The organism is Sphingomonas sp. BAUL-RG-20F-R05-02 (assembly GCF_022662305.1).
Classification (GTDB): domain Bacteria; phylum Pseudomonadota; class Alphaproteobacteria; order Sphingomonadales; family Sphingomonadaceae; genus Sphingomonas.
This window is the reverse complement of the sequence record NZ_JAKNQH010000002.1, coordinates 47,169-68,749: the sequence shown is the minus strand read 5'-3', so window position 1 is coordinate 68,749 and position 21,581 is coordinate 47,169. Positions and strand designations below refer to the sequence as shown.

Below are 21,581 nucleotides of genomic sequence, written 5' to 3'. Positions count from 1 at the left end.
CGAATGGCATGATAGCCAGGCGCAGCATGCCGCCGCTTATGCCAGCTAAACGACTGCACGTTCCGGCAGCCACGCACCGTGTATACCCGGCGGAATTCGGTGCGGGATGCGAATGGTTGCCACCGGTGGGTCCGTCACGGCGCGTGCGTTCAGGATCTCCAGCGCGGTGCTGCCCCCGTCGGCGTTGACCACAAAGCCCATCAACCAGCCATCATCCTCATCCGCGCCCGGGAAGCGCGGCACGAACACGAACTCGCCTGCGACGCGACCGGGCCCGAATGCGTGCAGGGAGCGAACGTGCGTTTTAAGATCGTGCTTGATCAGCGGCGCCTCGCCAACCAGAGTCTCGGTAAGCTCCTCGGGCAGGCCAAGCGCATAGACGTAGCGATAGGCGCGGCCGGTGCGACGTTCATCGATCGTCGGCAGTTCCTGTGGAGCGGCGTCGATCGGATGCTGGTCGACCTTTCCCGAGACCGGATCGATCGTCCAACGCTCCAGCCCGCGAGGCTGCTCGTCCGGAGCGAGATTGTCGCTGGCGAACATGCGATCATAGGCGATCACGTCGAGCACGACGCGTCCGTCCGGCAGATCATAGGCATTGGCGGTGTGGAACACGAAGCAAGGATCGAGCGCGATCCAGCGGATATCCTCGGCGTTTCCGTCACGCGGCAGCAATCCGATCCGCGCCGGGTGTCGCGCATTCCAGCGGTATGGGAAGCCGTGTCCCGACAAGACCGTGCGCATCGACAGGGTGAGCGGCAGGTCCATGATGACGACGTAGCGCTGCGTGATCGCACAGTCATGGATCAACGGCCCGTGCGAAACGGGAATCGTTATCGAGCGGCGCACCCGGCCGGCGACATCGACGACGTTGTAGCGGACGCGCTTTGGATCGGTCGCCTCGTAACACAGGGCATGCAGTTCGCCGGTCTCCGGGTCGCGGCGCGGGTGTGCGGTGAACGAGCCGGGCAACGTGCCGCCGAAGTCATCATAGCGTTGCGCCTCGAGATGCTCGTCGAACCGGACCGGTGTGCTGCCCGCCTCGACCAGCGCCCAACCGCTACCGGCATGATGCAGTACGCTGGTGTTGACTGTGTCGAACACGTGGCGCGGCCCCGGCGCTGCGGGAACACAGCGTGCCTTCGCCACTTCCTCGGAACGGATCCAGCGATTGCGATACCAAAGCGCGCAACCGCCCCGGATGCGGACGCCGTGGAGCATGCCGTCACCAGTGAAGAAATGGTAGGACCGGGGATCGGGTGCCGCCGGGTTCGGACCGATCCGCACGTAGCGCCCGTCGAGTTCGGGCGGGATCACGCCCTCGACCTCGAGGTTTTCGAGCGTGAGCTCGGTGGTCATCGGCTGGTGGATGCCGGTGAGCAGGGGATGTGGCGCATCGCGAGGCGGCAGCCTGCGTCGGTTGAAAGAAGCGATGCCCGTCACGACCGGCGACAGCACGGCTCCAACCACGGCGTCGATACGCTCGGACCATCGCTCCGCTGCAGTCGCGGTTCGGGGCGCGGTCACCTTCCGGCCGCTTTTCGCACGGAGCGAACCGGGATGGGGTGACACGCCGGCACAAGCGGCGAACACCTCAGGCCCTGCTCGGCTATCCTGTCGGAGGCGGGACCATAGATGCACATGGATGAGCCCCTATCGGACGGGTATAATGAGCCGGGCGCGTCGTTCACAGCATGTCGTACTTCACCTGTTCCGGCGCGAAGGACCATAGCATCGGTTGGTAGTCGGGCTGAGCCAGCTCGTTTCCACCGGTCAGCTCCATCCACAGGCCCATCTCGCGCCTGCCGAGCAACTGCCGCTCGCCATCGTCAAGCATGACCACCTCGCCGTCCCGATAACTTTCGATCGGCTGCCAGTTGGGTTCCCAGGTCGTTCCGGCGGCGTCCTGTTCAGGATGATGGAACGCTGCGCCGGTGACCTGTTCATCCGGTGCGGCAGGAGCGCTATGGAGGCCTTCGCCTGGCGACCCCACGACGGCAGCGCGGTCGGATGGAGACAGGGCGGCGAAGTCAGAGGCAAGCTTCTCGTCGGTCATCGCATCGTTCCCGTCCAGACTGGAGATCAGGCGTAATTTCGCCAGATGTCCCCGTCTAAACGCTGACGCGTGCTACATGATCCGCAGGTCCGTCTCCTTACTACCGAGCCGTGACGTGCGAGACGATCAGTAGGATCGGTGGCTCTCACCCGGTGCCCGTGGCCGCGCCTGAAAAGAACGCGATGTTGCGCCATCGCGATTCACCCCTCTGCCGGGTCGGCGCGCGGCAACTGTTCGGCGAGCGCCGCGATCGCTGCCCCGGTGAATGTCGTACCGGTTGCTCCGCCCACCCTGAGCGGATGCTCGGTCGTCAGTGTTGCCGCTGCCTTGTGCGCCGCATCGAGGCCAAGCCAATCGCGTACCGCGCGTTCCAGGCTGGCGACCTCCGCAACGTCGCTGTCGCCGCGCGGCACGTCTGCCAAAGCGGCGCTCATCCGCCAGTCGATGTCCGAGTTCATCGCACCGTCGCCCCAGGTCGCCTCGGTCATGCTGGTCTCCTCATGTTCCACTTCGATTGTTCCCGATGCCACCGATATTCAACAGCGCCACGAACGGCAGAAATACACATCGGAGCCTGATCTTGAGCCGCGCCGGCGTGTCGGTCAATGCCAACTCGCCACCCGGGTGATCCTGTGCACCGGGAAGCATCAGCCCGAGGCGAAGCAAACGCCGCTCGGATCAGTCCAGCAGACTGAGGTGACGGTCCAGGAGGAGGCCGATGCACTTACGACGGGGCCAGAGCGATCAAGCCACCTGACGAAGCGCCGTCTGTCGCAGGCAGGCAACGAACTCGCTCTGGAGTTTGGTCGGGAACCAGTCGCGACGGGATATCACGCCGATCGTGCGTGGCGTGTCAGGCACCTCGGACTCAATGCGAACGAGCGTGCCTGCGTCGATCTCTGCGCTCACCTGCGCGGTAGAGAGCAACGTCAGGAAGTCGCTGCGCGCCAGCACACCCCGGATCAGTGCGACGGATCCGCACTGGATCGGAGCCTTGGGGCGGGCTTTGCCGGATCGGTCGAACATCTTCTGCCAACGGTCGAGCAGACTGGAGGCGCGGCGCGACACGATCCACGGGTATGCCGCCAGCTGCTCGAACCCGGCGACCGTCCCCGCCAGCGGATGCTCGGCGCGCCCGATGATGGTGAGGTTGTCGTCAAACAGCCGCTCCTGCAACAAATCGGCCGCCGGGCGATCGCGCAACGCCCCGATCAACAGGTCGATGCGACCGCTGCGCAGCAACTCCACCAGTTCGAGGTAAGACCCCTCGATCACGTCGACTTCCACATCCGGCGTCGACTCCAGCAGGTTTGCCAGGGTCGCCGGCAGCAGGAGCGATCGCGACAGCGCCATCGCGCCGATCGCCAGGCGACCGCCCACGTGACGGGCCTCCTCCATGGCGGCCGCCAATTCCGTCAGCGCGATCAGGAAACGGCGCGCGAGCCTCTCGCCCGATCGCGTCAGTTCGACGCCGCGGCCTTTCCGCTCGACCAGGGATGCGCCTGCGACGCGCTCGATGTCGCGGACTGCCCTGTGCAGCGATGGCGGTGAAATTCCCACCGCTTCCGCCGCCCGCGTAAAGCCGCCACTTTCCGCCAGCGCTGTCAAACCACGAACATGCGCCATGGTCAGATAGCTTTCGAGCGGAACTCCCGTCGGTACTCTGCCCAGATTTCGGCACGCCCGTGCAAGATGGTTCAACGCCCGGCGCACGCGCAGGATGATCCGCTGCCCGTCCGTCGTCGCGACCACACCCGCTGCGCTCCGGTGGAACAGGGTTGCGCCGAACGCCCGCTCCAGACCGCCCAGCGCTTGCGTCAGCGCCGGTTGCGAAATCGACGCGGCCCGCGCCACCGCGCTCACGCTGCCGCTTTCCTCGATGGCGACGAGAAGGCGCAGGTGCCTGAGATTCAAGTCGAACGCATCCGTCATTTGGCATTCTTAGCCTGATCTTATGTCCCTCCGATAATCATATTTGTTGGACGCGACGCCAAGTGACAAAGCACGAAAAAGCGATATTCGTCCGGGAGGGCAGACCATGTCTCATCAGGCTACCATCGAACGCGACGGCGCGGCGGCGACCACGCTGACACGCCATCAAGGCCTGCTGGCATGGGTCGACGCGGTTGCCGCCAAGGCCAAGCCGGACGCAATCCACTGGTGCGATGGCTCCGACGCCGAATGGGACAGGCTGGCCGCGCATGCGGTGGCGGCGGGCACGATCACCCCGCTCAATCCGGGTATCCGGCCCAACTCCTTCTATGCACGGTCGGATCCGCGCGATGTCGCCCGTGTCGAGAGCCGGACCTTCATCTGCTCCGACATGGAACGGGACGCGGGGCCCACCAACAACTGGGCGGATCCGAACGAGATGCGCGCCCGATTGGACACGCTGTTCGATGGCAGCATGCGCGGCCGCACTCTGTACGTGATCCCGTTTTGCATGGGGCCGCTCGGTTCGGACAAGAGCTTGATCGGGGTCGAAATTACCGACAGCGCCTATGTCGTCGTTTCAATGCGGATTATGGCCCGGATCGGTACGCCGGTGCTCGATTTGCTTGGCGATGACGGGTTTTTCGTGCGCTGCGTGCATTCGGTCGGCATGCCGCTTGCGGCCGGCGGACGCGACGTCGCGTGGCCTTGCAGCGACGAGAAATGGATCGTGCATTTTCCTGAGACGCGCGAGATCTGGTCCTATGGTTCGGGCTATGGCGGCAACGCCTTGCTCGGCAAGAAATGCTTTGCCCTGCGCATCGCCAGCGTGATGGCGCGGGATGAAGGCTGGCTTGCCGAGCACATGCTGATCCTGAAGCTCACCAACCCCGAGGGCGCGGTGCATTACGTCGCGGCGGCATTCCCGAGCGCGTGCGGCAAGACCAACCTTGCCATGCTTGAACCGGCGATCCCGGGCTGGGCGGCAGAGACGGTCGGCGACGACATCGCCTGGATGCGGTTCGGTACCGACGGCCGGCTGTACGCGATCAATCCGGAAGCCGGGTTCTTCGGCGTCGCACCCGGCACTGGCCCAGGCACGAACCACAACGCGATCGAGACGCTGACCGGAAACTGCATCTTCACCAACACCGCGCTGACCGCAGATGGCGATGTCTGGTGGGAGGGTCTGACCAAGACACCGCCGGAGGGAATGACCGACTGGACCGGAGCGCCGTACGACCCCGCCAGCGGCAAGCCCGCGGCGCATCCCAATGCGCGTTTCACGGTTCCTGCCGCGCAATGCCCGGTCATCGCGCCCGAATGGGACAGCCCGGAAGGCGTGCCGATTTCCGCCATCCTGTTCGGTGGGCGCCGGGCGACGGCGGTCCCGCTGATCAGTCAGGCATTCGATTGGGAACATGGCGTCTACCTCGCCGCGAACATCGCGTCCGAAGGAACGGCGGCGGCGGAAAATGCAGTGGGCGCGTTGCGGCGCGACCCGTTCGCGATGCTGCCATTCTGCGGCTACCATATCGCGGACTATTTCAACCACTGGCTGCGGATCGGCGCGAGTGCGGAGTCGGATGCGTCGGTGCTGCCCAAGATCTTCCTGGTAAACTGGTTCCGCAAGGATCAGGCCGGTAAGTACATCTGGCCCGGCTTCGGCGACAACGCCCGCGCGCTGAAGTGGATCGTTGAACGCTGTGAAGGCCGCGTAGCGGGGACTTCCACTGCGATCGGGCTCGTTCCTGCAGCGGACGAACTGGATCTAACCGGTCTTGATCTCACCACCGGGCAACTCGCCGAACTGCTCGGTGTGGATGCGGCGGTCTGGGTCGGCGAGGCAGAGCGCAACCGGGCGTATATCGACGGGCTGGGGGATCGGTGCCCGGCCGCGCTGCTGCGGCAGCAGGACGCACTTGAGGACAGGCTGGCGGCATTGTGATGCACCCCTGCGGTGCCACTCGAACGCCATCAGCGATGAGCGTCTGCCAATGATCCGGCGCAAGCTCGTGGCGGGAAACTGGAAGATGAACGGCAACCGCGCCGCTTTGTCTGAGCTGGTCGCGATCGCTGCGGCAGCGCGACCCGACGTCGATGTCGCAATCGCGGTCCCTGCGACGCTGATTATCCCCGCAGTCGCATCGGTGCCGCGCCTTGCGATTGGCGGGGAGGATGTTCATCCGGCAGACCATGGTGCCCACACAGGGTGTATATCGGCCGCGATGCTAAAGGATGCAGGTGCGACCTTCAGCGTCATCGGGCACAGCGAACGGCGTAGCGACTGCGGCGAAACCGACGCCGAGGTGCGCGCGAAGGCGGAAGCGCTGCATCGTCACGGGCTGGCGGCGATCCTCTGCATCGGCGAGACGCTCGCTGATCGGCAATCGGGTCGAGCGGTCGAGATGGTGGTCCGTCAACTGATCGGCTCGTTACCATCACAAGCGGCACCGGATTGGTTGTCGATCGCCTACGAGCCGGTTTGGGCGATCGGTACCGGACATACCCCGACCGCGACCGAGGTGGTCGAGATGCACGGCGCTATCCGCGCGACGCTGCGGGATCTTATCGGTGGCGATGCGGCGGTGGTGCGGTTGCTGTACGGCGGCTCGGTGACAGCGGACAACGCCGCGCAGTTGCTGCATGCGGGCGACGTCGATGGAGCTCTGGTCGGAGGGGCCAGTCTTACTGCGGCGACATTCGTGCCGATCATGAACGCTGCACAGCCAGCGAACGCGGGGGCAGGCAGGTTCAGCCGCGCCCAGCAAAACAACGCGGTCGATCACGTGATTGCCGCGCAAGCATAGGGCCTGCGCTGTCTTCCATGCGTTAGGTCGCCCACCATGAGATGTTGCGAACGCAACAAGCTCTGTACCGTGACGCCGAGATGGCGCAGCCTGCGGCGATGCTGTCGAGAATGTCACGGAACAGGTGATGCGGTTGGGGAATTAGCACCTGTGTCGGGCCGGGTTGCCATCTGATACACGTAGCCCCGCGCTCCAGCACAGGCTCAAGGAAACCACCGATGGCTGACCAAAAGGATCTTCCCCACGCATCCGGGCCATCAGGTGGATGGGGATCGATGAAGGGGATGTCGCGCATCTTCGGCGAGTCTTGGCCCGCTGGCGGTGGGGTGCGCAGTCTCGCCCGCCAGAACAAGCCGAAGGGCGTGATGTGCGTGTCCTGCGCCTGGCCCAAGCCGGCGAACTACTCGGCGTTCGAATTCTGCGAGAACGGCGCCAAGGCGACGATGTGGGAACAGACCAAGGCGCGCTGCACCCCGGAATTCTGGACCGAGGACGCGCATACCGTCACCGCGCTCCGGGAGTGGAAGGACCATGACCTGGAGATGACCGGGCGGCTGACCCATCCGATGCGGTACGACGCCGCGACCGACCGCTATGTCGCCATCAGCTGGGAAGATGCGTTTTCCGAAATTGGCAAGACGCTTACGTCGATCGAGCGCGACAGTGCCATATTCTATTCGTCGGGCCATGCCGGGCTGGAAGCTTCCTACCTCTATGCACTGCTGGCGCGGACCTACGGCAACAACAACCTGCCGCAGAGTTCCAACATGTGCCACGAAACCACTTCGGTCGGGCTGACCAAGGTGATCGGTTCCCCGGTGGGTACGATCGTGTGGGACGATCTCGAGCAGACCGATGCCTTCTTTTTCTTCGGGCAGAACCCCGGTACGAACAGCCCGCGTTTTCTGCATCCTTTGAAGGATCTGAAGGATCGCGGCGGCAAGATCGTGACGTTCAATCCGGTGATCGAACAGGGACTGGTTTCCTTCGTAGATCCGCAGAGCCCTGCGGCGATGTTGACGGGTAAGGAAACCAAGATTTCCGACCAATATCATCAGCTCAAGGCGGGCGGCGATGTCGCCGCGATCCTGGGGCTGTGCAAATGCGTGGTCGAGGCGGACGACGCCGCAAAGGCGGCCGGCAAAGCCGAGGTCATCGATCACGCCTTCGTCAAGCAGCACACCACCGGTTTCGACGAATTCATCCAGTCGTGCCGCGACGTGAGCTGGGCCGAGATCGAGCAGGAATCCGGGCTCACCGAAGCCGCCCTGCGTGAGGCGGGCGACGTCTATATCGCCGCCGACAAGGTGATCGGCGTTTATGGCATGGGCCTCACGCAGCACACGCACGGCGCGCTCAATATCGCGATGCTCGTCAATCTGCTGCTGCTGCGCGGCAATATCGGCAAGCCTGGTGCGGGATGCTGTCCGGTGCGCGGGCACAGCAACGTTCAGGGGCAGCGCACCGTCGGCATCGCCGAAAAGACCAAGCTCGTTCCGCTCGACAAATTGAAGGAGCTGTTCGGCTTCGATCCGCCGACCGAGGACGGTGTCAACATCGTCGAGGCGGTCGAGGGGCTGTTCGCGGGCAAGATCAAGGCGTTCATCAGTCTCGGCGGTAATCTATTGCGCGCGGTGCCGGACCAGAAGCGTATGGAAGACGCCTGGGCGAGCCAGGACTTGACCGTCATGATTTCGACCAAGCTCAACCGCAGTCATCTTTTCCCCGGTAAACAGGCCTATATTCTGCCGTGCCTCGGCCGGTTCGAGATCGACGAGCAAGCAAGCGGCAATCAGACGGTCACCACCGAGGACAGCTTCTCGATGATCAATGCGTCGATCGGGCATAGCGAGCCGGTGTCGGACATGGTCAAAAGCGAACTCGCGATCGTCACCGGCATTGCCAAGGCGGCGGTAAGTCCGTCGGCCGGGCTGAAGTGGGACGAATGGACTGCGGATTACGGGCTGGTCCGCGACCTGATCGAACGCACCTATCCAGACGATTTCCGTGATTACAACGCCCGGATGTATCAGGCGGGTGGCTTCTACCGCGGCAACGGCGCGCACGAGCGGATCTGGAAGACACCTGAAGGCAAAGCGGTGTTCACCACACCGGGCCAGCTCAATTCGTTGGGCTTCAAGGATGCGCCAGGTCGCTATCGGCTGATCACGATGCGCTCCAACGATCAGTTCAACACAACGATCTACGGTTACTCGGATCGTCTGCGCGGACTGGAGGGATCGCGCGACATTCTGCTAATGTGCCCCGAGGACATCGCTGAACGGGGTTTCACCGACGGCCAGATCGTGACGCTTGTGACCGACGTTGACGACGGCCAGGACCGCCGCCTCGGCGGGTTGACGCTGACCGCCTACAAGCTGCCGCGCGGCACGATCGCGTCTTATTATCCCGAATGTAATGTGCTGGTTCCGATCGGCCACCACGATCAATTGTCCAAGACCCCGGCGTCGAAATCGGTTCCGGTCCGGGTGGAAGCGGGCACGTGATGGCAGGTCGGGCATTTGGGGCTGGCGACCAATTCGGGCGATTGCAGCATCGTTAGCGATCCCGCTGTTCCTCCGCTGGCTCCAAACGGCTGCGATAATCTCGCTACTGATCGCAGTCGTATGCCTGTAGCGATTGCGGCTCCGCGTTCGTGCTGGTGGTGAGCGCGATGGCGGCGCTGTTGCTCGCGCGTCAGCGGTCGCGTTGGTTCAAGCGCCTCATCGAAAACGAGCCGCTGCTGATAATGCGCGACGCATACTTCCTGGAAGATGCGCTGCGCTGAAGGCGCGAGGCGACATTTTGATGAAGCTGCGACGCGCACATCGCGGAGCCTGCCGCACTCGCGACCGTCATCCAGGAGGCGATGAGCGGCGGCTCGATTGTGTCCGCAACGCCAGCAACTGAACTCCTTTCCGGCGTTCGCTAGGGGGGGGGCAGAAGACGGTATGGCGTAGCATGGATTTTCCTGGCGTCAGACGAATCGATGTGAGCCTCGAAACTGATGATCCGGGTAGTGTCGCATTATCGAAACCGGTCTCGGTCCTCGTCGGCGGCGGGTAGATCATTCGCCTTCCTTCAAGGTGTCACTGCATTGTTGCTGCGATCTCGGTCCGGCAAAAGATGGTCGGGGTCTAGCATGACCGACGATATGCGGCCCGCAGGGACCGCGACCACAGGCTTGACCCGCATCCAGGTTTCGACGGGCAGCTTGATCCGCGTGGCGTGCCCGTCTGCATATCTCACCTCGAGCACCGCCGGCATGACGAGCTTGTCACGGCTCTCCAGCGTGATGTTGGCACCCTTGGCCGGATCGCCGGCGGTATAGGCGATGTTCGTCACCGCCAGATCGAGCTGCCAGTTGTTGAAGAACCAGCCGCGCCAGAACCAGCTGAGGTCTTCGCCGGCTTCGCTCGACATTGCGCGGAAGAAGTCGGACGGGCTGGGATGTTTGAACGCCCAGTCGGCGGTATATTTGCGGAAGGCGGGATCGAACCGGTCCGGCCCGAGGATAACATCGCGCAACAGGCGCAATCCCAGCGCAGTCTTGAAATAGCTGACGGAGTGGCGATACTTTTCGCCCATTACGTCCGGATAGCTCATGATCGGCGGCGCATCCTTGTCCGCCAGCAGCGGCAGGATTTCATCCACCGGGTTGCCGCCGCCGGGAGCATATTCGCTGTCGCGCTTGGGTCCGAACACACCGTTCTTGAACTCGTCGCTTTCGAACGTGTCGATGAAGGTGTTGAAGCCTTCGTCCATCCAGGCATCGCGGCGTTCGTTCGAGCCGACGATCATCGGATACCAGGTGTGGCCGATCTCGTGCGCGGTGATCCAGAACAGCTCCTTGCCCTTGTCTGGAATGCCGTCGAACGCCATCCCGGGATATTCCATGCCCGTCGAACCGCCGGCGATGCTCCACGCGCTGGGATAGGGATAGGCGAACCAGCGTCGCGAGAAATGCTCGACCGAATCCTTCAGGTATTCGGTCGAGCGTCCCCAGGCGGCGTCGCCAGCGCTCTCGACCGGATAGACGCTTTCCGCCAGCGCGGTCCTGCCGCCGGGCAGGTTCATCCGCGCCGCATCCCAGACGAAGGCGCGCGAGGCGGAAAAGGCCACGTCGCGGGTGTTGGCGAAGTGATATCGCCAGGTTTTTTCGGCACTCGTCGCGGGACGGGTGCGCTCGTGCGCCACCTCCTCGGGCGTGCGGATCATCACCGTGGCGTCGCTGCCCGCCGCCTTGGCGAGGCGCGTGCGTTGTAGCGGTGTCAGCACTTCCTCCGCATTGGTCAGCACGCCGCCGCCGGCGACGATCATGTCGGCCGGCACCGTGACCGCATAGTCCACATCGCCATATTCGCAGTAGAATTCGGACCCGAGATAGGGGAGCGTGTCCCACCCGCGCAGATCGTCGTACACGGCCATGCGTGGGAACCACTGGGCGATATCGAAGATCGTCCCGTTCGGCGTGTCGAGCCACGAATTGCGCCCGCCCCACACGCCGGGAATGGCGTAATGGTAGGCAATCCGAAACTTCAGTTTCGTGCCGCCGCCCTTGAGCGGCTGGTCGAGCCGAAGGTTCATGCGCGTATCGGAGACGACGAACGGGATCGCTACCCAGGTCTTGCCGCGGAGCACTTCCACCGACGCAATGACATAGCCGTCGCTATGCTCGCCCGCGCCGCCGCCCTTTCGCCGCCCACCCAACACCGCCGCGCGCGAGTCTTGACGGTAGATATTCTGGTCGAGCTGCATCCACAGGCTTGGCAGCGCGTCGGGGCTGTTGTTGGTGTAATCGATCGTTTCCGTAGCGATCAGCGTTTTGGCGGTGGTGTCGATCCGCGCGTCGATCGCATAGTCGACCCGGTTCTGCCAGTATCCTGGTCCGGGTGCGCCGTTGGACGAACGGTAGACGTTCACGCCGTCGGGCAGCGGCTGCGCCGCGAATGCCATCTTCGGGTCGAAATCGGCGGCTCGCGCCGGACCTGTCCATATCATGGCGGCAGCACAGGCAGAACGGAGCATCGCCCGTGGAAAAGAATGTCTCATCGCTGCTCCCAGTGGAATCATGCGTGCATCATGACCCTTCGGCGGGTGGGTTCATAGTGGATGAATGCCCGTGGAGCCGGAAGTTTATCAAACAAGCAGCAACTCGGTCAGTGCGCCTTCTAGGCCGAAGACGAACGTCGTACCGGCGTTGCCTAGAAGCCGATGTCGCCCGCAGCGATTTTCTGGTCGCGGGCGGCAAGTTCGTCTGCGTCGGCGGGGCACATCATCGACATTCCGTCGTCTGCCGCCCGGTTCTGCACGTCTTCGACAAAGAGTCGCAAGCCATCCTCATAGTGCCGGAAGGCGGCGGTGTGATCGCCGGGGTAGCGCTCCAGCGCCGCCGCCAGGCGCCCGGCACCGATGATCGCCATCGAACCGCCAAAGCCGGCAAGCGGCGAGACGCAATAGCCCGCATCGCCAACCAGCGCGACGCGCCCGCGCGACCAACTCGGCATCCTGATCTGGTTGATCCGGTCGAAGTAGAAGTCGTCGTCGTCCGCCGAAGCAGCAAGCATCGCGGGCACCTTCCAGCCGAGCGCGTCAAATCGCTCGTGGATCAGGCGCCGTTGCTGCGCACGGTCGCGATAGTCGTAGTCGATTTCGCCTTGGGTTCGGAACCCAAACCCGATGTCGGTCCGGTCGTCATAGCCGTTCAGCATCGCCGTCCGACCCGGCACGCTGAAAACCTCCGACATGTTCGCTGCCAGCAAGCCGGTCTGCGGCACCACCTTCAAAAAGAAATAGCCGCCCATGAAGTGGCTGAACTGCTCGCCGTCGCCGAAGATCAGCTTGCGCGTGTTCGACCGGTTGCCGTCGCAGCCGAAGATCAAAGCAAAATCGCGCCGGTCGCCATCGTTGAAGGTGACCGACACGGCGTCCTGCTGCTCCTCCAGCCGATCTATCGAGCGGCCGAACAGCAGCTCGACGTCGGTCGCCACCGCGCCGAACAGGATGTCCAGCAGATCGTCCCGGTGAATCTCGTAGCGTTCATGTGACGCCTGATCGCCGGCGGTCCCGATCCCCCCCAACGTCATGTCAGCTTCGTTCTTGAACTCGAAACGGCGCGGGGGCAGCGCCTTGGCACGCACCGCATCTGCAAGACCCATGCGGGTCAGGATGTCGATCGTCTCTCCTTCGATGTCGACGGGGGTTCCGCCACGTCGAAGCTCCTGCGCCGATTCGACGATGCAGACGCGATAACCGAGCCGGTTCAGCCAGTATGCGGTCGCAAGACCGGCGAAGCTGGCGCCGCTGATGAGCACGGCTCCACCGTGATCTGCCGACCGCGCAGGCCTGATGGTTGACGAAGCCATGATACAGTCTCCAAACTTGCTGCTGAGGAACATGTACTCAGTATATATTTATACGCAAGCCATTAAGGACCGAAGGTGGATCGCAGAACCCGCAAGCGCATGGAAACACGTCAGGCGATATCCGACGTTGCCACGCGCCTCTTCATGGAGCGCGGCTTCGATCGGGTGACGATCGACGAGATAGCGGACGCGGCGGACGTCGGACGCATGACGGTGTTCAACCATTTCCCGCGCAAGGAGGACATGTTCTTCGACCGTGAGCAGGAGATACATGATCTGGCGTTCGACGCGATCCGAACGCGCGCACCCGGCACCTCGCCGATCCAGGCGCTGCGGCTGCTCGCGCATCAGATGATCGAACACCGCACGGATGCTTTCCCGCTCTTCACGGACACGCGCAGGTTCGTCGAAACGGCACAGGCCAGCGAGGCGTTGAAAGCGCGTGCGCGACAGATGCGCGACGATTTCGTACATGCATTGGCCGGCGTGCTGGCAGACGGGGTGGGGCGCGCGGCCGATGATCTCGACGCACATCTCGCGGCCGGGCTGATCGCAACGACGTGGAGCATCGCGTTCATACGGGCGCATGCCGAACTGAGTGTTACTGGAAACATCGCGACCGCGACGAGCATTTTCCTGGGCCTGATCGATCGGGGGCTCAGCGGCACGCATGCTGCGATGGACGGAACCCCCTTCTAAAGGGCCATCTGGCAAGGTCTGACAATGCTACTGAAAATGGTTTGAAATGTCTCACCGAGACGGCGACATTATGATGTCGAGACAGGAAGTGATCTGATGGCTGCGTTTCCCCCTTGGCTCCACATGCTGGCAATCGCATCGCTTGCGTTGGCATTTTCCAGCGCGATCGTGATCGCGCTGGATGAGCTGCGCCGTCCGCAGAAAATGCGGATCATGTATGTCGTCTGGCCGCTGACTGCCCTGTTCGGCAGCGTGATCTGGCTGGGCGCTTATTACAGATGGGGTCGCGGCCCTGCTGACGGGGATTTCGACAGGCAGGCAAAGCCGCCCTTTGCGGCCATGGTAGTGAAGGGTGCGAGCCACTGTGGCGCGGGCTGCACGCTTGGCGATATCGTCGCTGAGTGGACAGCCTTTGCGGTACCGGCGGTGGCGGTGTGGTTCGGCTATGGCAGCCTGTTTGCGAACCGAACCTTCGCGATCTGGATTCCTGACTTCCTGCTCGCGTTCCTGTTCGGCATCGTCTTTCAGTACTTCACGATCAAACCGATGCGTGACCTGTCCGTCGGGCAAGGCATCTGGCAGGCGATCAAGGCGGACATCGCGTCGATCAGTTCGTGGCAGATCGGCATGTACGGCGTTATGGCCATCATCCAGTTCCTGATCTTTCGTCCTGTCTTCGGTGGCGTCGCGGAAGTGAACAGCCCTGAATTCTGGTTTGCGATGCAAGCAGCCATGATCGCCGGCTTCGCCACCGCATACCCGGTCAACTGGCTGCTGATCCGCGCGGGTGTGAAGGAGGCGATGTGAGCAGTGACCGGTCGACCGCGACGGGTCAACGCGATGCGCAAGCCCAGCGCGTGGCGGCGGCAACGGCAGGTCAGGGCGTCGAACGTACCTCGGGGAACCGCACTTCCACACGCAGGCCCGGCCGATTGTCGAGCAGGTGCAACGTTGCGCCATGCACGTGCGAGACGACATCTACGATACTAAGACCGAGGCCGCTTCCAGGCGTGGTTCGGCTATCGTCGAGCCGGCGAAACCGACCGAGCACTTCCTGTCGGTAATCAGGGTCGATGCCTGGCCCATTATCGGCGACGATCAGCACGGTACGTCCTTGCTGCACCGCCAGCTCTACCCTGATGATACCGCCGGCGCACGTGTACTTCATCGCATTGTCGAGAAGATTTGCTCCCAACCGCCCAAGCAGCGAGCGTGACCCGAGCACCAGCGCCGTCGTCAGTTCTGCTTCGAGCGCTATGCCCTTTTCCTCTGCCAGCGGCTGGTAGATTTCGACGAGCTCGCGAAGGATCGCGTCGAGCTGCAGTGATACGAAGGTTGAAGCGGGTGTGGCCTCGGCGCGACTTAGACTTAACATGTCGTCGATCAGGTGCAGGATGCCGTCAAGATCATGCCGCGTCTCTTCAAGGATATCACGCTGGGCCGATCCCGCGTCTGCCTGCATGTCGGCGAGCTCCAGCCTCGTTCGAATACGGGTAAGAGGGGTCTTCAAATCATGCGCCATACCGTCGGTCGCGGCGCGGAGCGACCCTACCAGCCTTTCGACCTCACCAAAGGTGCGGTTGATCGTCTCGGCCAGCCGGTCATATTCGTCACCACGCGGTGACACGGGCAGGCGCTCAGCGAGCTGGCCCGAGAGGAAGCGCTCTCCCGCATCCGATACCACCCGCACGAAGGCAAGACCGCGACGACTATGCCACCAGCCAAGCAGGAGGCCGAGGGCGCCCGTCGCGAGCAACGACCACGACAGCGCGGAAAGATAGCGCTGTCGCAGGGTCGCACGTTCGTCCGCGAAATCGCCGACCAGCAAACGGTCGCCGCCATCGAGTAACACCGCACGCGCTTCTACCCAGCGCCGGCTGCTTTCGCCGCGCGTGTTGGCAACGCTGGTTTCGAAACTTCGGAAGCCGGTGTCGGTGATCTCAGCCGGCCAGCTTGCAAGATTGCCTGCGATCGGCGTGCCATCGGGTAGAGCCAGAAGGTAGAAGAACTCGTGAATGCGCGGCACCGCCTGTTGTCGCTCGATGGCCTGTGCGACGCCGTTCATGCCCTCGCTACGGTAACGATCAATGAGGCCGGCCATTTCGTCATCGACGACCGCCCGCCGTTGAGCCTCAAAGGTGCGGGCGGTCTGGATGTACTGTAGCGTCAGGGCGACACCAGTCGAAATGAGCGCGATCAGGGTGATCCACAAGGCGCCGCGCCAGGCCGCGCTTCGGGTATGGCGGCGCTTAGGCGGCATCTAGCCGGTAACCCGCGCCGCGGACCGTTCGGACCATCGGAGTTTCGCCTTCGCCGTCGATCTTCGCGCGCAGGCGGCTGATGTGCACGTCGATGACATTTGTGCCCGGATTGAAGTCGTAATCCCAGATTGCTTCAAGCAACATAGTCCTTGTGACGACCTGACCGGCGTGGCGCATCAGATACTCGAGCAGCTGGAATTCCTTGTTGAGCAGCTCGATCGGCCGGCCGCCACGACGCGCGGACCGGCCAAGCAGATCCAGCGTGAGACTACCGATCTGGCGCCGCGAGGCAGGCGGGGGATGTTCGCTGCGGCGCCTGACGATCGCCTCCAGGCGTGCGATCAGTTCCTGAAAGGAGAACGGCTTGGGCAGATAATCATCTCCGCCCGCTCGCAGACCAGCCACGCGATCACCGACCTCTCCCAAAGCTGACAGGAGCAGCACCGGCGTGCGGTTTCCCTGCGCACGCATTGCCTGCAGTACAGCGAGCCCGTCGAGCTTCGGGAGGTTTCGATCGAGGATCAGCGCATCATAGTCGTGCGTCAGCACCGCCGTCAGGCCCCCGACGCCATCAAGCGCGGTGTCGCAGCTATGACCGAGTTCCATCAGCCCGTGCCGCACGTAGCTGGCGGTCTGCGCATCGTCCTCAACCAACAGCAGCTTCATCGCGCGCCCTCTGCGACCGACCCGTAGCAGGGAAGGGGACGCCCGGCGATCCCGCCGGTTCCGACCGAAGTGCCAGTCTAAGCGTTGTGGTCACCTCCGATGCGAAGGTTTAGCGAAAATTGTCGGCCGTCGCGTAGCACCGTCACCGGTACGCTTGAGCCTGCTCTTGCATCGGCGACCATGCGCGATAGCGTTCGACTGTCTTTAACCTGATGTCCTGCGAACGTACGCACGACATCTCCCTGCTTGACCCCGGAGAAGAAGGCCGGACTGTCGACATCGACGCTGGCGACGAGCGCACCGTCGGTGTTCTTCATGCCCATGGCATCGGCTATATCTGGCGTCACGGTCTGCAGCGCTACGCCAATGTGTCCGCGTGACACGCTACCATGCGCGATGATCTGGTCGGAAACGCGTTTGACCATGGCTTCGGGGATCGCGAAGCCGATGCCTACATTGCCTCCCGAGGGTGAGAAGATGGCGGTGTTCATACCGATGACCCGACCATCGCCATCGAACAGCGGCCCCCCGGAATTCCCTGAATTGATCGCCGCATCGACCTGCAGGAAGTCATCGTACGGGCCCTCACCAATGTCGCGGCCACGTGCAGAGACGATGCCAGCGGTCACCGTGTTGCCTAACCCGAAGGGGCTGCCGACAGCGAACACGCTGTCGCCGACGCGGATGTGACCACTGTCTCCCCATTCGACTGGCTGGAAATTGCCGGTACCGTGGATTTTCACCACAGCGACGTCCGTTTTGGGGTCGGTTCCTAGAACCGTCCCATCAAACTCGCGTCCGTCGCTCAGTTGCACCTTCACTTGTGTCGCACCGTCGACGACATGATTGTTCGTGAGTACAATACCGGAGCGATCGATGATGAAGCCAGACCCGAGCGCTCCTTGGAGCGGCGCTTGTTGAGGCGTACCGTCGCCCGCCCCGAACTGAGGTCCGAAGAAGCGGCGCAGTTGATCCTGCATGGAGCCGTCTGACCCCTCTCCGTCATTGTCGCCGAGTGGCATCGCCATGCGCTGAGCTTCGGCATGTTTCATCACCTTGATCTGCACGACGCTCGGCCCGACGGCCTGAACCATATCGGCAAGGGCGTGGGGTTGGCCGGAACCCACGTGCGCGACCGCCGGGGCGACCACGGCACGACTGACGTCGCTGTCGCCAAGCGCTAAGGCGCCCGTGGCGCCGATCGCCGCACCACCCGCCAGCAGCAGCGCCGCCAACTTCGACGGTCGTTTGAAACCTTTGTGCGATTGCATCATGTGATCCCGATAGAATTAGCGTAGGTCCTTTCTGCGCCGCGAGGTTCAACTGAGCCTGTGACCGGGATTAAATCGATGTAATGGTCGGCGGCTGTCTGAACTGGCATGGTGCACGCGCTAAAGCGGCGGCTGGTTCTAGCCTGAATGGCTCAGGTGAGGGCTGTCGAATACGATTATCAGGTCGTCTAGGCTCGAAGGATGTCCGCCTCATCGACGCACCTGAACGTCAGGCGATCCGGCGGTGCGCCGGCGATCGGCGTATCAATCCCGTTGATCTGGCGGATTTATGGCGTTTGAACGCGCGAGACCAACATGTGAGTCTTTGCGCCGCTTCCACCATCTATGTTGTTTAAAAACAACTAGTGGTGACCCCTACGGGAGGCGTTGGTCCAGCGTGAGAAGCACGTAATTCTGCGGTTTCGTGGGCTGCTTACCCATCCGTTTGTACACACGGCCTGTACCCATGTGTATGAAGATATGAGCCCGCTAATTGCCATCCGTCAAGGAGAAGCTGGTGGAAACCGGAATGGCTGGTTTGGAGATCGGCAGAGGCTTAGCTGCCGCTCGTTCAGGTCGGGTGTCGCACCACTCCTGAGTTTCGAGCGTCTCGTATATCCCGCCTTTGCGACACATTATTCGCTTCGGAGTGGAAAGCTGACATCGAATGAGAGTACCGACGACGATCAGCGCGATGCCCACGAGCATGACGTGGTCCATCTTCACGGCGCCATATGGTAGTGCATTGCCCGCGCCATCATGAACACCGGCAGATGCGCGACCACGCCCGCGGTCACCGCGACGCAGCCGAGCGCAAAGCCTCAGACCACCAGTCGGTCCGAAAGCGTGCTGCCCATCGTCCGCATCAACGCCACAGTCTCCCGCTACCGGCGGAGCCTATCAGGGCATGCTGACGATTGGTCCACGCCGGCTCGACAGATACAACGTGCCTTACGCTTCGCGGCATGTCACAAGGCCGTCGCATCAACGAGAAATCGCGATTTACCATGAGACACATCATTTCGCCGCGGTCCTTGCTGATCGCGCTTCTCACCGCTTCGCTTGGTCTCGGCGCGATTGCGCCGGCGGCCGCGCAGGACGTTCTCGATCCCGATCCCAACACGCTGCCGGCGTCGCGGGACCCGCATCGTACCGCCAACGGCCTCGCGCAGACGCCGCCGATGGGGTGGAATAGCTGGAATAAGTTCGCCTGCAACGTCAACGAGAAGGTCATCCGCGACACCGTCGACGCGATCGCTTCGAACGGCATGAAAGATGCCGGCTATCGCTACGTCGTGATCGACGATTGCTGGCAAGGTCCGCGCGACGAAAACGGTTTCATCACTGCAGACAAGGTTCGTTTTCCTAGCGGCATTAAGGCGCTGGCGGATTACGTCCACGGCAAGGGACTGCTGTTCGGCATCTATTCCGATGCCGGCACGAAGACCTGCGGCGGCCGGCCCGGCAGCCACGGCCATGAATATCAGGACGCGCTGCAATATGGCCGCTGGGGGGTCGATTACCTAAAGTACGATTGGTGCTCGACCGGCAGCCGCAATGCCGAGGAAGCCTATGCGCTGATGGCGGATGCGCTGAGAGCGAGCGGGCGGCCGATCGTGTTCTCAATGTGCGAATGGGGGACGGCTAAACCGTGGCTGTGGGCGGAGAAGATCGGCAACCTGTGGCGCACGACGGGCGACATCACCGACAAGTGGGTCGGCAAGCATGGCTACAGCCTCGGCATAAGCACGATCGTCGACCGGAACGAGCCGCTGTGGCCCTACGCCGGTCCCGGACACTGGAATGACCCGGACATGCTCGAGGTCGGCAATGGCGGCATGACCGATGCCGAATATCGCAGCCATTTCGCACTGTGGGCGATGATGGCGGCGCCGCTGATCGCGGGCAACGACGTCGCCAGCATGACCGCGGCGACGCGGGCGATCCTGCTCAACCGCGACGTTATCGCCATCGATCAGGATCCGGCCGGCATCCAGGGGCACCGCATCTGGACGGACGGCGACCGCGAAGTCTGGATGAAGCCACTTGCGAACGGCGGGCGCGCGGTGTTGCTGTGGAACCGGGGGGCGGCCGCTACTCCGATCGCGGTCGACTGGGCGATGCTGGGGTACCCCGCTTCGTTAAAGCTGAAGATGCGCGATGTGTGGGCACATAAGGATGTGCCCGCAGTCACCGGACGCTACACCGCCAGCGTGCCGTCACACGACGTCGTGATGATGACGCTGGGAAACTGACCGTTTAATCCGCCATATCGCGCTTGCCCTGCTGCTGACCGGTGCGGCCGTCTCGGCTGCGCAGGACGGCGTGCACCTCAATTAGATCGGCTTCCTGCCCGACACCGCCAAGCGTGCGATCCTCACCGATGCGGCCGCGCGTCCGCTATCGTGGTGCATGCTGAACGAGGCCGGGCAGGTCGCGGCGAGCGGCATGATACACATTTCCGGTGACGACGCCGCCTCCGGCGACCATGTCCACCAGATCGACCTATCGACAGTACGGGTGCCGGGCCGCTACCGGCTCGATGTCGGCGGTGTCGTCAGCCATCCGTTCGTTGTCGGTGCCGGCGTGTCCCACCCGCTGACGCCTGCGGCGCAGGGGCGCGGACCAATGCGGCACGGTCTGGCCCGGCGGCGCCTACACGCTCGACGTCACCGGCGGCTGGTACGACGCGGGCGATCAGGGCAAATATGTCGTCAACGGCGGGGTCGCGCTCTGGACACTCCAAAACCTCTACGAGGCAAATATCCCGCATCCCTTCCCGGATGGCAGTGCAGCGCTGCCCGAGGCAGGGAACGGCATCAACGATCTGCTTGACGGGGCGCGATGGGAGATGCGCTTCCTGCTCGAAATGCAGGTGTCGGACGGCGCGCGGCTCGCACTGCCGGCCGGTCGTCAGTCGGCAACCGGCCCAGTGCGGCTGACGACGATCAATGCCGGCGGCATGGCGCATCGCAAGGTCGCCGACCGCAACTGGACCGCCATGCCGACGATTCCGGCCAACGATCGCGAAGAGCGGCTGCTGTACCCGCCGAGCACCGCCGCTACGCTCAACCTCGCCGCGACGGCCGCGCAGTGCGCACGCATATGGAAGGGTGTGGACGATGGTTTCGCGCACCGCTGCCTGATGGCCGCCGAGCATGCCTACCGCGCGGCGCTGCGCAATCGGCAGGTGTTCGCCGCGCAGGCGTTCCCCGGTAGCGGCGGCTATGGCGACGACGATCTGGCCGACGAATTCTACTGGGCTACCGCCGAACTCTACGCGACCACGCACCGGCTCGAACTGGCGGACGCGCTGCACGGCATGGCGCTGCACGCATCGCCGCTTACCGGTCCGCGGGGTGGGGCAGCACCGCCGCGCTGGGGGCGATCACGCCCGCCACGGCAAGCGGCGTGCCGGCACCGGAGCGCGACTAGGCGCGCGCGAAACTGGTAACGCTCGCCGAACGTTGGTCGCGGAGGAGACGCGGACCGGCTACCATCTGCCGTTCGCCGGCGTCAGC

General features: G+C 63.4%; 16 protein-coding genes and 1 pseudogene. 8 read left to right on the top strand and 9 right to left on the bottom strand.

Annotation, left to right across the window (positions count from 1 at the left end):
* Window positions 1-45 precede the first annotated feature (45 nt).
* The 4 genes from L8F97_RS05290 to L8F97_RS05275 all read right to left on the bottom strand — a co-directional run bounded on the left by L8F97_RS05290 (window position 46) and on the right by L8F97_RS05275 (window position 3,988).
* The gene (locus tag L8F97_RS05290; protein WP_242147283.1) at window positions 46-1,527 is read right to left on the bottom strand and encodes a carotenoid oxygenase family protein; all 1,482 of its coding nucleotides are present in this window, start codon (window positions 1,525-1,527) and stop codon (window positions 46-48) included.
* Window positions 1,528-1,687: 160 nt separating this feature from the next.
* Window positions 1,688-2,056, bottom strand: a complete 369-nt coding sequence (locus L8F97_RS05285; protein WP_242147281.1) for a hypothetical protein — start codon at window positions 2,054-2,056, stop codon at window positions 1,688-1,690.
* Between the two features lie 200 nt (window positions 2,057-2,256).
* Window positions 2,257-2,544, bottom strand: coding sequence for a hypothetical protein (locus L8F97_RS05280; RefSeq protein ID WP_242147280.1), 288 nt, complete (start codon window positions 2,542-2,544; stop codon window positions 2,257-2,259).
* Between the two features lie 256 nt (window positions 2,545-2,800).
* Window positions 2,801-3,988 (bottom strand): LysR family transcriptional regulator, encoded by a 1,188-nt coding sequence (locus tag L8F97_RS05275; protein ID WP_242147278.1) that lies wholly within the window; start codon window positions 3,986-3,988, stop codon window positions 2,801-2,803.
* Between the two features lie 106 nt (window positions 3,989-4,094).
* Between L8F97_RS05275 and L8F97_RS05270 the strand changes: the two genes are divergently transcribed.
* The 3 genes from L8F97_RS05270 to L8F97_RS05260 all read left to right on the top strand — a co-directional run bounded on the left by L8F97_RS05270 (window position 4,095) and on the right by L8F97_RS05260 (window position 9,305).
* On the top strand, window positions 4,095-5,936 hold the full coding sequence (locus L8F97_RS05270; RefSeq protein ID WP_242147275.1) for a phosphoenolpyruvate carboxykinase (GTP): 1,842 nt from the start codon (window positions 4,095-4,097) through the stop codon (window positions 5,934-5,936).
* A 49-nt stretch (window positions 5,937-5,985) separates the two neighbouring features.
* The gene (gene tpiA / locus L8F97_RS05265) at window positions 5,986-6,798 is read left to right on the top strand and encodes a triose-phosphate isomerase (protein ID WP_242147273.1); all 813 of its coding nucleotides are present in this window, start codon (window positions 5,986-5,988) and stop codon (window positions 6,796-6,798) included.
* Between the two features lie 218 nt (window positions 6,799-7,016).
* Window positions 7,017-9,305, top strand: coding sequence for an FdhF/YdeP family oxidoreductase (locus L8F97_RS05260; protein WP_242147272.1), 2,289 nt, complete (start codon window positions 7,017-7,019; stop codon window positions 9,303-9,305).
* A gap of 574 nt (window positions 9,306-9,879) precedes the next feature.
* Here the strand turns inward: L8F97_RS05260 and L8F97_RS05255 are convergent.
* Both L8F97_RS05255 and L8F97_RS05250 read right to left on the bottom strand, forming a co-directional pair.
* Window positions 9,880-11,799, bottom strand: coding sequence for a M1 family metallopeptidase (locus L8F97_RS05255; RefSeq protein WP_242147270.1), 1,920 nt, complete (start codon window positions 11,797-11,799; stop codon window positions 9,880-9,882).
* A gap of 203 nt (window positions 11,800-12,002) precedes the next feature.
* The gene (locus L8F97_RS05250; protein WP_242147268.1) at window positions 12,003-13,163 is read right to left on the bottom strand and encodes an FAD-dependent monooxygenase; all 1,161 of its coding nucleotides are present in this window, start codon (window positions 13,161-13,163) and stop codon (window positions 12,003-12,005) included.
* A gap of 75 nt (window positions 13,164-13,238) precedes the next feature.
* Between L8F97_RS05250 and L8F97_RS05245 the strand changes: the two genes are divergently transcribed.
* Window positions 13,239-13,862 (top strand): TetR/AcrR family transcriptional regulator, encoded by a 624-nt coding sequence (locus L8F97_RS05245; protein ID WP_242147266.1) that lies wholly within the window; start codon window positions 13,239-13,241, stop codon window positions 13,860-13,862.
* Between the two features lie 123 nt (window positions 13,863-13,985).
* Window positions 13,986-14,669 carry a DUF4396 domain-containing protein gene (locus L8F97_RS05240; RefSeq protein WP_242147264.1) on the top strand — a complete coding sequence of 228 codons (684 nt, stop codon included), beginning with the start codon at window positions 13,986-13,988 and terminating at the stop codon, window positions 14,667-14,669.
* A gap of 70 nt (window positions 14,670-14,739) precedes the next feature.
* Here the strand turns inward: L8F97_RS05240 and L8F97_RS05235 are convergent, their stop codons facing one another.
* The 3 genes from L8F97_RS05235 to L8F97_RS05225 all read right to left on the bottom strand — a co-directional run bounded on the left by L8F97_RS05235 (window position 14,740) and on the right by L8F97_RS05225 (window position 18,063).
* Window positions 14,740-15,927: a sensor histidine kinase gene (locus L8F97_RS05235; RefSeq protein WP_242147262.1), complete on the bottom strand. Its 1,188-nt coding sequence runs from the start codon at window positions 15,925-15,927 to the stop codon at window positions 14,740-14,742.
* A gap of 184 nt (window positions 15,928-16,111) precedes the next feature.
* Window positions 16,112-16,789, bottom strand: a complete 678-nt coding sequence (locus L8F97_RS05230) for a response regulator transcription factor (RefSeq protein ID WP_242147261.1) — start codon at window positions 16,787-16,789, stop codon at window positions 16,112-16,114.
* Window positions 16,790-16,866: 77 nt separating this feature from the next.
* A complete protein-coding gene (locus tag L8F97_RS05225; RefSeq protein WP_242147259.1) occupies window positions 16,867-18,063 on the bottom strand; it encodes a trypsin-like peptidase domain-containing protein in 1,197 nt (398 codons plus the stop codon).
* A 1,004-nt stretch (window positions 18,064-19,067) separates the two neighbouring features.
* On the opposite strand from L8F97_RS05225, the gene L8F97_RS05220 reads away from it, so the two are divergent.
* From L8F97_RS05220 to L8F97_RS05210, 3 genes and pseudogenes are all read left to right on the top strand, one after another.
* Window positions 19,068-20,315 (top strand): glycoside hydrolase family 27 protein, encoded by a 1,248-nt coding sequence (locus L8F97_RS05220; protein ID WP_242147256.1) that lies wholly within the window; start codon window positions 19,068-19,070, stop codon window positions 20,313-20,315.
* Between the two features lie 85 nt (window positions 20,316-20,400).
* Window positions 20,401-20,556 (top strand): annotated as a pseudogene (locus L8F97_RS05215) (cellulase N-terminal Ig-like domain-containing protein); the annotation flags it as partial.
* 109 nt (window positions 20,557-20,665) lie between these two features.
* On the top strand, window positions 20,666-21,514 hold the full coding sequence (locus L8F97_RS05210; RefSeq protein ID WP_242148244.1) for a glycoside hydrolase family 9 protein: 849 nt from the start codon (window positions 20,666-20,668) through the stop codon (window positions 21,512-21,514).
* Window positions 21,515-21,581 lie beyond the last annotated feature (67 nt).